The 13,087-nt window shown below is 60.5% G+C and carries 7 protein-coding genes; all 7 read left to right on the top strand.

Annotated elements, in window-relative coordinates; all coding sequences use genetic code 11:
* Window positions 1-61: 61 nt before the first annotated feature.
* Window positions 62-562 carry a thiol peroxidase gene (gene tpx / locus AC1DIG_RS21910; RefSeq protein ID WP_019690760.1) on the top strand — a complete coding sequence of 167 codons (501 nt, stop codon included), beginning with the start codon at window positions 62-64 and terminating at the stop codon, window positions 560-562.
* Between the two features lie 169 nt (window positions 563-731).
* Window positions 732-2,078, top strand: coding sequence for an MdtA/MuxA family multidrug efflux RND transporter periplasmic adaptor subunit (locus AC1DIG_RS21905; RefSeq protein WP_477768986.1), 1,347 nt, complete (start codon window positions 732-734; stop codon window positions 2,076-2,078).
* The gene (locus AC1DIG_RS21900; RefSeq protein WP_477768985.1) at window positions 2,075-5,179 is read left to right on the top strand and encodes an MdtB/MuxB family multidrug efflux RND transporter permease subunit; all 3,105 of its coding nucleotides are present in this window, start codon (window positions 2,075-2,077) and stop codon (window positions 5,177-5,179) included. The genes AC1DIG_RS21905 and AC1DIG_RS21900 overlap by 4 nt, the downstream gene beginning before the upstream one ends.
* Window positions 5,176-8,283 (top strand): efflux RND transporter permease subunit, encoded by a 3,108-nt coding sequence (locus AC1DIG_RS21895; RefSeq protein WP_477768984.1) that lies wholly within the window; start codon window positions 5,176-5,178, stop codon window positions 8,281-8,283. The genes AC1DIG_RS21900 and AC1DIG_RS21895 overlap by 4 nt, the downstream gene beginning before the upstream one ends.
* On the top strand, window positions 8,280-9,773 hold the full coding sequence (locus AC1DIG_RS21890; protein WP_477768983.1) for an efflux transporter outer membrane subunit: 1,494 nt from the start codon (window positions 8,280-8,282) through the stop codon (window positions 9,771-9,773). Before AC1DIG_RS21895 ends, AC1DIG_RS21890 begins: the two co-directional genes overlap by 4 nt.
* 194 nt (window positions 9,774-9,967) lie before the next feature.
* Entirely contained in the window at window positions 9,968-12,049 is a 2,082-nt protein-coding gene (locus AC1DIG_RS21885; protein ID WP_477768982.1) for a putative bifunctional diguanylate cyclase/phosphodiesterase, read from the top strand.
* A 259-nt stretch (window positions 12,050-12,308) separates the two neighbouring features.
* A complete protein-coding gene (locus AC1DIG_RS21880; RefSeq protein ID WP_477768981.1) occupies window positions 12,309-13,055 on the top strand; it encodes an SDR family oxidoreductase in 747 nt (248 codons plus the stop codon).
* Window positions 13,056-13,087 lie beyond the last annotated feature (32 nt).

Below are 13,087 nucleotides of genomic sequence, written 5' to 3'. Positions count from 1 at the left end.
TTTCGTGGTTAACTTCGACCTCTTCGATATTTTCCAAACAACGTTCAGAAGGACTCCGTTCATGGCTCAAGTCACCCTCAAAGGCAATCCGGTTCAAGTCAACGGCCAACTGCCACAAGCCGGTTCCAAGGCGCCAGCCTTTTCCCTGGTTGCCGGTAATCTGTCCGACGTGACCCTGGCAAGCTTCGCCGGCAAGCGCAAAGTGCTGAACATCTTCCCAAGTATCGACACTCCGACCTGCGCTACTTCGGTACGCAAGTTCAACGCCCAGGCCAACGACGTGGCCAACACCGTTGTACTGTGCATCTCGGCTGACCTGCCGTTCGCCCAGGCACGTTTCTGCGGCGCTGAAGGTCTGGAAAACGTTCAGAACCTGTCGACCCTGCGCGGCCGCGAATTCATCGAAAACTACGGTGTTGCCATTGCCGACGGCCCGCTCAAAGGCCTGACCGCCCGCGCCGTGGTCGTACTTGACGAAAACGACACTGTGCTGCACAGCGAGCTGGTCAAAGAAATCGCTGAAGAGCCAAACTACGAAGCGGCGTTGGCCGTTTTGAAGTAACCGCATCTTACAATTGTTAACGGCCTGGCTCAGTCCAGGCCGTTTTCATTTGTGCTTCAGTGCTTTAGCAAAAGCAGGCTGAAAGTAAATTGCCGGTAAAGGCGCTTTGCTTAAACGCCCCCAGTGCTTATCTTTCAGCCTTCCGTACAAAGATGTCCACACGCGCCCAATGGTTGATCATTCCATGCAATCCTCTGCTTCCCGTCATTCACGTCGCTGGCTATTCGGCCTGCTGGTCCTGTTGGTCATTGCCGGCCTGTGCTGGAAGTTCTGGCCAGGCGGTACGGCTCACAAAGATGCCCCTGTAGCTAGAGCGGCGGCGGGGCATGTCGGCAAGTCTGGCGGGATGCGTCCGGGTTTCGGTGGTGCCACAGGACCGGTCCCGGTTCGGGTTGCAGCTGCTGTCGTGGGTGACTTCCCGCTGTACTACAAAGCCCTGGGCACAGTCACTGCACTGAACACCATCAATGTGCGCAGCCGTGTGGGCGGCGAACTGGTGAAGATTGCGTTTGAAGAAGGGCAGATGGTCAAGGCTGGCGACCTGCTCGCCGAGATTGACCCGCGCCCTTACCAGAACGCCTTGCTGCAGGCCGAAGGCACGTTGTTGCAGAACCAGGCACAGTTGAAAAACGCACAGGTGGATCTGGAACGCTATCGCGGTTTGTATGCGCAAGACAGTATCGCCAAGCAGACCCTCGACACCGCCGCTGCGCTGGTGGGGCAGTACCAGGGCACGGTCAAGACCAATCAGGCGGCGGTCAACGACGCCAAACTCAATCTGGAATTCACCAGGATCCGTGCGCCGATTACCGGGCGCGTCGGTCTGCGGCAGCTGGACGTCGGCAACCTGGTGTCTGCCAATGACACCACATTTCTGGCGGTCATCACCCAGACCCAGCCGATCAGCGTGGTCTTTACCTTGCCGGAAAACACGCTCGATACCGTGCTGACCCGCTACCACTCCGGTGCCAAGCTGCCAGCTGAAGCCTGGGATCGTGGCGATACCAAAATGCAGGCCAGCGGCGTCTTGCAAAGCCTCGACAACCAGATCGACACCACCACCGGCACATTGAAGTTCAAGGCGCGCTACGACAATCGCGATCTGGCGCTGTTCCCGAATCAGTTCGTCAACGTCCGACTGCTGGCCGACACCCTCAAAGGCGTGGTGCTGGCGCCTTCGGCAGCCATTCAGTTCGGCACCAACGGGACCTTTGTCTACGCCCTGGACGGTGACAAGAAAGTCACCATTCGCCCGTTGAAGATCGGCGCCAGCGATGGTGACAACACGGTGATCCAGGAAGGCTTGAAAGCCGGCGATCGGGTGGTTCTGGAGGGCACTGACCGCCTCAAGGAGGGCAGTGAAGTTGAAGTGGTCAATGACAGCAGTAATGCCGCACCCGCGACCCCGACCCCGACCCCGACCCCGACCCCGACCCCGACAGAAAGCCAGGACCCATCGACAAGCGCCACCACCGATCCGAAAGCCACCGGCAAGGCGCACAAGGGCCGCGCATGAACATCTCGCGGCTGTTTATCCTTCGCCCGGTAGCCACCACCCTGAGCATGCTGGCCATTGTTTTGGCGGGCATGATTGCCTACAAATTACTGCCGGTCTCGGCACTGCCTCAGGTCGACTACCCGACCATTCGGGTCATGACCCTGTACCCGGGCGCCAGTCCGGATGTAATGACCAGTGCGGTTACTGCGCCACTTGAGCGCCAGTTCGGGCAAATGCCCGGCCTGACCCAAATGGCCTCGACCAGTTCCGGCGGCGCCTCGGTACTGACCCTGCGCTTCAGCCTCGACATCAACATGGATGTTGCCGAGCAGCAGGTGCAGGCGGCGATCAACGCCGCAACCAATCTGTTGCCCAAGGATTTGCCGGCGCCTCCGGTATACAACAAGGTCAACCCGGCGGACACCCCGGTGCTGACCCTGGCGATCACCTCCAAAACCATGCTGCTACCCAAACTCAATGATTTGGTCGACACGCGCATGGCGCAGAAAATCGCCCAGATCAGTGGCGTCGGCATGGTCAGCATTGCCGGTGGCCAGCGTCAGGCCGTGCGGATCAAGGTCAACCCGGAAGCCTTGGCGGCCAACGGCTTGAACCTGTCGGACGTGCGCACCTTGATCGCTGCGTCCAACGTCAACCAGCCCAAAGGCAACTTCGACGGCCCGACCCGGGTCTCGATGCTCGATGCCAACGATCAGTTGACCTCGCCCAAGGACTACGCCGAACTGATTCTGGCCTACAAGAACGGCGCGCCGTTGCGACTCAAGGACGTCGCGCAGATTGTTGATGGTGCCGAAAACGAACGCCTCGCCGCATGGGCCAATGAAAACCAGGCCGTGCTGTTGAACATCCAGCGTCAGCCGGGTGCCAACGTGATCGAGGTGGTCGACCGGATCAAGGCTTTATTGCCGAGCATCACCGACAACCTGCCGGCCGGCCTCGATGTCACCGTGTTGACCGACCGTACCCAGACCATCCGCGCTTCCGTCACCGACGTGCAGCATGAGCTGTTGATCGCCATCGCCCTGGTGGTGATGGTGACATTCCTGTTCTTGCGCCGGGCCAGCGCCACGATCATTCCGTCGATTGCAGTGCCGTTGTCGTTGATCGGCACCTTTGGCGTGATGTACCTGGCCGGTTTCTCGGTCAATAACCTGACCTTGATGGCGTTGACCATTGCCACCGGTTTTGTGGTGGACGACGCGATCGTCATGCTGGAAAACATTTCGCGCTTCATCGAGGAGGGCGACAGTCCGTTGCAAGCGGCGCTCAAGGGTGCCAAGCAGATCGGTTTCACCCTGATCTCGCTGACGTTGTCGCTGATCGCGGTATTGATTCCGCTGTTGTTCATGGCCGATGTAGTGGGGCGGCTGTTCCGCGAGTTTGCGATTACCCTGGCAGTGGCGATCCTGATTTCCCTGGTGGTTTCCCTGACCCTGACGCCAATGATGTGCGCGCGGCTGCTCAAGCGTGAACCCAAGCCAGAAGAGCAGGGCCGTTTCTACCGGGCCAGCGGTGCGTGGATCGACTGGCTGATCGCCGCCTACGGGCGCAAGTTGCAGTGGGTGCTCAAGCATCAGCCGCTGACCTTGCTGGTGGCCATTGCTACCCTGGGGCTGACGGTGTTCCTGTACATCGTGGTGCCCAAGGGCTTTTTCCCGGTGCAGGACACCGGGGTGATCCAGGGTATTTCCGAGGCGCCACAGTCGATTTCCTTCGCTGCCATGAGCCAGCGTCAGCAGGAACTGGCCAAGGTCATCCTGGCCGATCCGGCGGTGCAAAGCCTGTCGTCCTATATCGGCGTCGACGGCGACAACGCGACCCTGAACAGCGGGCGCTTGCTGATCAACCTCAAGCCGCACAAAGAACGTGATCTGAGCGCGGCCCAGGTGATCAGCCGGTTGCAGCCGCAGCTGGACAAACTGGTGGGCATTCGTCTGTTCATGCAGCCGGTGCAGGATCTGACCATCGAAGACCGGGTCAGCCGCACACAATACCAATTCAGCATGTCGTCGCCGGATGCCGAGATGCTCAGCCTGTGGAGCGGGCGACTGGTCGAGGCGCTGCGCAAACAGCCAGAGCTGACCGACGTTGCCAGTGACTTGCAGGACAAGGGCTTGCAGGTCTATCTGGTGATCGACCGTGATGCGGCTTCGCGAATCGGGGTTTCGGTGTCGAACATCACCGACGCGCTGTACGACGCTTTTGGCCAGCGGCAGATTTCGACCATTTACACCCAGGCCAGCCAGTACCGGGTGGTGATGCAGGCGCAGGACGGCGAGAAGATCGGCCCGCAGGCGCTGGAGCAGATTCACGTCAAGACCACCAATGGCGGTCAGGTACGGCTGTCCAGCCTGGCCCACGTCGAAGAGCGCCAGGCGCAATTGGCGATTGCGCATATCGGCCAGTTCCCGGCAGTAATGATGTCCTTCAACCTCGCGCCCGGCGTGGCGCTGGGGCAGGCCGTCGAGCTGATCAACAAGGTGCAGCAGGACATCGGCATGCCGCTTGGCGTGCAGACTCAGTTCCAGGGTGCGGCCCAGGCGTTCGAGGCTTCGCTGTCGAGCACCTTGCTGCTGATTCTGGCGGCGGTGGTGACCATGTACATCGTGCTCGGCGTGTTGTACGAGAGCTACATTCACCCGATCACCATTCTCTCGACGCTGCCATCGGCGGCGGTCGGTGCCTTGCTGGCGTTGATCCTCAGCGGCAATGACCTGGGCATGATCGCGATCATCGGCATCATCTTGCTGATCGGTATCGTCAAGAAGAACGCGATCATGATGATCGACTTCGCCCTCGACGCCGAGCGCAATCAGGGCATGGACCCGGCGACCGCGATCTATCAGGCGGCGCTGCTGCGTTTCCGGCCGATTCTGATGACCACCCTGGCCGCGTTGTTTGGCGCAGTGCCGTTGATGCTCGCCACCGGCTCGGGGGCCGAACTGCGTCAACCATTGGGTCTGGTGATGGTCGGTGGCCTGCTGGTGAGCCAGGTGCTGACGCTGTTTACCACGCCGGTTATCTATCTGTACTTCGACCGCCTCGGTCGGCGCTGGCGGCGTGCGCCTGAGCGCCTGGAGCCGGTAGAGCAGCCATGAACCTGTCCGGACCTTTCATTCGCCGGCCGGTAGCGACGATGCTGCTGAGCCTGGCGATCATGTTGCTGGGCGGTGTGAGTTTCGGCTTGCTGCCGGTGTCGCCGCTGCCGCAAATGGATTTCCCGGTGATCGTGGTGTCGGCGAGCCTGCCGGGTGCTAGCCCCGAGGTCATGGCCTCCACCGTGGCGACGCCGCTGGAACGATCCTTCGGCGCCATCGCCGGGGTCAACACCATGAGCAGCCGATCCAGCCAGGGTTCGACCCGGGTGATCCTGCAATTTGACATGGACCGCGACATCAATGGCGCGGCGCGAGAAGTGCAAGCGGCGATCAACGCCTCGCGCAACCTGCTGCCCAGCGGTATGCGCAGCATGCCGACCTACAAGAAGGTCAATCCGTCCCAGGCACCGATCATGGTGCTGTCGCTGACCTCGGATGTGCTGGAAAAAGGTCAGCTCTATGACCTGGCATCGACCATCCTTTCGCAAAGCCTGTCCCAGGTGCCCGGTGTCGGCGAGGTACAGATTGGCGGTAGCTCGTTGCCGGCGGTGCGCATCGAACTCGAACCGCAACTGCTGAACCAGTACGGCGTGGCGCTGGATGATGTGCGCAACACCATCGCCAACGCCAACGTGCGCCGGCCCAAGGGCTCGATCGAAGACGACCAGCGGATGTGGCAGGTCCAGGCCAACGACCAGTTGGAGAAGGCCAAGGATTATGAACCGCTGATCATTCGCTACCAGAATGGCTCTGCGTTGCGCCTGAGCGATGTGGCCAAGGTTCGCGACAGCGTCGAAGACCGCTACAACAGCGGTTTCTTCAACGACGACGCGGCAGTGCTGTTGGTGATCAACCGCCAGGCTGGCGCCAACATCATTAAAACGGTCAACGATATCAAGGCGCAGTTGCCGGCGTTGCAGGCGGTGTTGCCGGCCAGCGTCAAGCTGAACCTGGCGATGGACCGCTCACCGGTGATCAAGGCGACCCTGCACGAAGCGGAAATGACCCTGCTGATTGCCGTGGCGCTGGTGATTCTGGTGGTGTACCTGTTTCTCGGTAACTTCCGCGCGTCGTTGATCCCGACGCTGGCGGTGCCGGTGTCGCTGGTCGGTACGTTTGCGGTGATGTACCTCTATGGCTTTTCGCTGAACAACCTGTCGCTGATGGCGCTGATTCTGGCCACGGGGCTGGTGGTGGACGATGCCATCGTGGTGCTCGAAAACATCTCTCGGCATATCGATGAAGGGATCGCGCCGATGAAGGCGGCGTACCTGGGAGCCAAGGAAGTCGGCTTTACCTTGCTGTCGATGAACGTCTCGCTGGTGGCGGTGTTCCTGTCGATTCTGTTCATGGGCGGGATCATCGAGAGTCTGTTCCGCGAGTTTTCGATTACCCTGGCAGCGTCCATTGTGGTGTCGCTGGCGGTCTCGCTGACCCTGACGCCGATGCTCTGTGCCCGCTGGCTGAAACCCCACACGCCAGGTGAAGAAAACCGTTTGCAGCGCGCCAGCCGGCGCGCCAACGACTGGATGGTCAAGCACTATGCCAGCGGCCTGGATTGGGTGCTGCGGCATAAACGGCTGACGCTGCTCAGCCTGTTTGTCACCATTGGCGTCAACATCGCCTTGTATGTGGTGGTGCCCAAGACCTTCCTGCCGCAGCAGGACACCGGTCAACTGATCGGTTTTGTCCGCGGCGACAATGGCCTGTCGTTCAACGTTATGCAGCCGAAAATGGAAACCTTCCGCCGTGCAGTGTTGAAAGACGCTGCGGTGGAAAGTGTCGCCGGTTTTATCGGCGGCACCAACGGCACCAACAACGCTTTTATGCTGGTGCGCCTGAAGCCGATCAAGGAGCGCAATATTTCTGCGCAGAAGGTCATCGAGCGCCTGCGCAAGGAAATGCCCAAGGTCGCCGGTGCCCAGTTGATGCTGATGGCCGACCAGGACTTGCAGTTTGGCGGTGGCCGCGAGCAGACCACCTCGCAATACACCTACATCCTGCAAAGCGGCGATTTATCGGCGTTGCGCGAGTGGTACCCGAAAGTCGTCGCTGCGCTGAAGGCGCTGCCTGAACTGACGGCCATCGACGCCCGCGAAGGGCGAGGAGCGGCGCAGGTGACGCTGGTGGTCGATCGTGACCAGGCCAAACGCCTGGGTGTCGACATGTCGATGGTCACCGCAGTGCTGAACAACGCCTATAGCCAGCGCCAGATATCGACCATTTACGACAGCCTCAACCAGTATCAGGTGGTGATGGAGGTCAATCCGAAATACGCCCAGGATCCGATCACCCTCAATCAGGTTCAAGTGATCACCGCTGCCGGCGCGCGCATTCCACTGTCGGCAATTGCTCACTATGAAAACAGCCTGGAAAACGACCGGGTCAGCCATGAAGGGCAGTTCGCTTCCGAGAGCATCTCCTTTGATATGGCTGAAGGCGTCACCGTTGAGCAAGGCTCGGCCGCCATCGAACGGGCGATTGCCAAGCTGGGGCTGCCGGAAGAAGTGATCGCCAAGATGGCCGGCACTGCCGACGCTTTCGCGGCGACCCAGAAGAGTCAGCCGTGGATGATTCTCGGTGCGCTGGTGGCGGTGTATCTGGTGCTGGGCGTGCTGTACGAAAGTTACGTGCACCCGCTGACCATCCTCTCGACGTTGCCTTCGGCAGGGGTCGGTGCGTTGTTGTCGATCTATGTGCTGGGTGGCGAGTTCAGCCTGATTTCGCTGCTCGGGCTGTTTCTGTTGATCGGCGTGGTGAAGAAAAACGCCATTCTGATGATTGACCTCGCGTTGCAGCTTGAACGCCATCAGGGCATGGAACCGCTGGAGTCGATTCGCAGTGCGTGTCTGTTGCGTCTGCGGCCGATTCTAATGACCACCCTGGCGGCGATTCTGGGCGCCTTGCCCTTGTTGCTCAGCACCGCCGAAGGCGCGGAAATGCGCCAGCCACTGGGCCTGACCATTATCGGCGGGTTGATTTTCAGCCAGGTGCTGACGCTTTTTACCACCCCGGTGGTTTACCTCTATCTCGACCGTTTGCGCCATCGGGTCAACCGCTGGCGTGGGGTTCGTACCGATGCTTCTCTGGAAACTCCGCTATGACTGACCGTTGCCCACTCAACCTCGACGCACCGATGGCCCGGCGCCTGGTTTCGGCCCGCGGCTCGCGCTTGCTGAGTCTTTCGCTCAGCGTCTTGATGCTCAGTGCCTGTGCGATTGGCCCGGATTATCAGCGTCCGACAGTGGCCGAACCGGCACAATACAAGCAGGCCGACGGCTGGCGTCAGGCGACGCCGAGTGATTCATTGGCCCGTGGCGCCTGGTGGGAACTGTACGGTGATCAGCAGCTCAACGGGCTGGTCGAAAAGCTCAACAGTGCCAACCAGACCGTTGCCCAGTCCGAAGCCCAGTACCGTCAGGCTCAGGCGTTGGTACGCAGTGCCCGGGGTGCGTTTTTTCCGACGGTTGATCTGAGCGCCGGGAAAACCCGTTCGAGTCAGGGCACTGGCAGCAGCAGTTCAAGCCTGAGCAGTACCAACAGTGGTATCCGCGACACCTATAACACTCAGCTTGGGGTGAGTTGGGAAGCGGACGTCTGGGGCAAATTGCGTCGCGGCCTCGAAGCCAACAAGGCCAGTGCCGAAGCGAGTTTTGCCGACCTGGCGGCGATGCGCCTGAGTCAACAATCGGAGCTGGTGCAGAACTACCTGCAGTTGCGAGTGATCGACCAGCAAAAGCGCCTGCTGCAAGCCACGGTCGACAATTATCAGCGCTCCCTGCAAATGACCGAAAACCAGTACCGCGCGGGAGTGTCTGGAAAGGACGCAGTGGCCCAGGCGCAAACCCAGCTGAAAAGCACGCAGGCTGACATGGTCGACCTGATCTGGCAGCGTGCGCAGTTCGAGAACGCGATTGCGGTGCTGATCGGCTCGCCGCCGGCTGACTTCAACCTGGCAGAAACCCAGAACATTCCAGCATTGCCGCAGGTACCGCTGAGCCTGCCCTCGCAACTGCTGGAGCGGCGCCCGGACATCGCCTCCGCCGAGCGTTCGGTCATCGCCGCCAACGCCAACATCGGCGTGGCCAAGGCTGCTTACTACCCGGACCTGACCTTGAGCATGAGTGGCGGCTACAGCAGTAGCACTTACTCTAACCTGATCAGCTTGCCGAACCGTTTCTGGTCGGTAGGGCCGAAACTCGCCATGACTTTGTTCGATGGCGGCCAGCGCTCGGCAGAAGTCGACCGTAGCGAGGCGGCCTACGACCAGACCGTGGCCAAGTATCGGCAAACCGTGCTCGACGGGTTCCGTGAAGTCGAAAACTATCTGGTACAGCTCAAGGTCATGGAAGACGAAGCGGCGGTGCGTCAGGAAGCGCTGGACGCGGCCCGCGAGTCGTTGCGCCTGACCCTGAACCAGTACAAGGCCGGGTTGATCGCCTACCTTGATGTGGTGGTAGTCCAGGCTACAGCGCTGAGCAACGAGCGTAGCGTGCTGAGCTTGCAGCAAAGTCGACTGATCGCCAGTGTGAATTTGATTGCTGCATTGGGCGGTGGCTGGGATGGCCAGACCCAGGTCAGCAAGAACGAGTAGGCAGGGGCACAGCCGTCGCACATCAGCTGAATCATTTCATCTGTCAGTGCTTGTTCCACGCGTTACAGATTTGCGCCGAGCGAATGGTCTATTGGTTAGTTTGTGAGTGCGTTCGTTGATGGAATCAGTACAATCGCGCACTTTGCCCCCACGAGCCTGGATGCTGTCCGGTGGGGCGGCCACGAGAAGTTCTGATGCTCATTGGTAGTTATTCCCCCGCCCTGGTTATGATCTCCCTTTGCGTGGCGATTCTTGCCTCCTATACCGCCCTGGACCTGACCGGTCGTATCGCAACCGCCAAAGGCCGGGCAGCTCACTGTTGGACGGCGGGTGGCGCATTGGCCATGGGCATCGGCGTCTGGTCGATGCACTTCATTGGCATGCTGGCGTTCAGATTGCCGCTCATCCTCGGGTACGATATCGGTATCACCGCGTTGTCGCTGGTGATCGCCATTCTGTCTTGCGGGTTCGCGTTGTGGCTGGTCAGCCAGCCGCGTTTGCCGGGCTGGCAGCTGGCGTTTGGCGCATTGATCATGGGCGCGGGCATCAGTGGCATGCATTACACCGGCATGGCCGCCATGCGCATGCAGCCGGGTATCGATTACGATCCGGCATTGTTCGGTGCCTCGCTGGCGATCGCGGTCGGCGCTTCGGCCGCGGCATTATGGATTGCCTTTCGTTTGCGCCAGAACACCCCGTATGTGCGCCTCGTTCGTGGCGGCGCCGCGGTGATCATGGGCATCGCAATTGTCGGCATGCACTACACCGGGATGGCGGCAGCGCAATTTGCCGAGGGCAGCTTTTGTGGCGCCGCACTCGATGGTTTGAGTGGCAAGGGCCTGGACAACCTGGTGCTGGTCACCACTCTGGCAGTGTTGAGCATCGCACTGCTGACTTCGATCCTCGATGCACGTCTGGAAGCACGCACCGCCGAGTTGGCCAACTCCCTGACCCTGGCCAACCGCGAACTCACCCAGCTGGCCTTGCACGACCCCCTGACCGGGTTGCCGAACCGTGTGCTGTTGGCCGATCGCATCGATCAAGCCATGCATGTGGTGCAGGAGCAGGGTGGTTGTTTCGCGTTGATGTTCATCGATCTTGATGGTTTCAAACCGGTCAACGATGCCTTTGGTCACCATATAGGCGACCAGTTGCTGCGCGAAGTCGGCGTACGTTTGCGTGAGGACCTGCGCAGTCAGGACACGCTGGCGCGGATTGGCGGTGACGAATTCGTGTTGCTGGTGCAGCTCGCCGAACCCGACGATGCCTTGCGTCTGGCGGCGCGTCAGGTGGGGTTGATCGCGCGCGCGTTCCGGGTCGCTGAGCACGACTTGCAGATCTCTGCCAGCGTTGGCATTGCCCTGTACCCCGGCAACGGACAGACCCCGCAAGAACTGCTGATGAACGCCGACGCGGCGATGTATCACGCCAAGGGCGCGGGCAAGAACGGCTACAGCTTCTTCGATGCCTCGATGAACACCAACGCCCGCAAGCAACTGCAAATGCTCCAGGATTTGCGTAATGCGGTCGAGCACCAGCAATTCAGCCTGCACTACCAACCCAAGTTTGACGCCAGCAATGGTCTGCCAGTCGGTGCCGAAGCCTTGCTGCGTTGGGAGCACCCGACCCAGGGCATGCTGCTGCCGGACAAGTTCATTGAACTGGCGGAGAAAACCGGGTTGATCATCCCGATCGGCGACTGGGTGCTCAACGAAGCCTGCCGGCAAATGAGTCTCTGGCACGGCCAGGGGTATACCCACTGGCGTATTGCGGTGAATCTCTCGGCGTTGCAGTTCTGTCATGCCGGGTTGGTTCAGAGCGTCGCCAAAGCCCTGGCCACTCACCGTTTGCCTGCCAACAGCCTGACCCTGGAAATTACCGAAACCACCGCCATGAGCGATGCTGACGCGAGCATGACGGTGCTTGCGAAGCTCTCGGAAATGGGTGTCGACCTGTCCATCGACGACTTCGGTACGGGTTACTCGAGCTTGATGTACCTCAAGCGCCTGCCGGCCAATGAGCTGAAGATCGACCGTGGTTTTGTCCGTGACCTTGAGCGCGACAGCGATGACGCAGCGATCGTCTCGGCCATCGTCGCTCTTGGGCAGGCGCTGGGTTTGCGCATCGTCGCCGAAGGCGTGGAAACCGATGTGCAACAGGACTTCCTGACTCAGCTCGGCTGTGATTCCTTGCAAGGCTACCTGCTGGGACACCCGTTACCCGCCGACAGGTTCATGGTCGATATCCACCGAGCGGAGCAATTGGTGACGAGCTGAACGCAGCAGGCGGCCCGTAGCAGCTGCCGAGCCTGCGAGGCTGCGTTCGGCTGCGAAGCAGTCGTAAACCCGGAGTGCAGGATTTTCCTGAAGCACCGTGGTGACTGATTTCACGACTGCTACGCAGCCGAACGCAGCCTCGCAGGCTCGGCAGCTGCTACAGGTTGAGCGCAGGTCCAAGGGATTGAGGCCATGCAAAAACCGGCGTTGGCGGTTATTCTTGCGGCGCAAGGTTTCGGGTTTGAACGGGGGAATCAGCATGGACAAAGTCATCGTCATCACCGGTGGCGGTCGTGGTATCGGCGCCGCTACGGCGCTCCTGGCCGCTGAGCAGGGCTATCGAATCTGCATCAACTACCAGGCCGACGAGTTGGCCGCGCAACAGGTCCTCGAGCAAGTCCGCGCGCTCGGCGCCCAGGCGATTGCAGTGCGCGCCGATGTCAGCATCGAAGACGAAGTGATCAGCCTGTTCCACCGCGTCGACACCGAGCTGGGTCGTGTCACCGCGCTGGTGAACAACGCCGGCACCGTGGGGCAAAAGTCGCGGGTCGATGAAATGTCCGAATTCCGCATTCTGAAAATCATGAAAACCAACGTTCTGGCGCCGATACTCTGTGCCAAGCATGCACTGCTGCGCATGTCACCCAGACACGGCGGGCAGGGCGGCAGCATCGTCAACGTCTCCTCGGTCGCCTCGCGCCTCGGCTCGCCTGGCGAATACGTCGACTATGCAGCGTCCAAGGGCGCGCTGGATACGTTTACCATCGGCCTGTCGAAGGAAGTCGCAGGCGAAGGCATCCGTGTCAACGCCGTACGTCCCGGCTACATCTACACCGATTTCCACGCCCTGAGCGGTGATCCGGATCGGGTCAGCAAGCTTGAGTCGGGCATTCCCATGGCCCGCGGCGGCCGCCCGGATGAAGTCGCCGAGGCGATTATCTGGCTGCTGTCGGACAAGGCTTCTTATGCGACCGGGACCTTTGTTGATTTGGCGGGTGGGCGGTAGATCTTAAGACTGATCGTTCCCACGCTCCCGCG

This window comes from Pseudomonas sp. 05N431, assembly GCF_056397005.1.
This window is presented reverse-complemented; position numbering and strand designations above follow the sequence as displayed.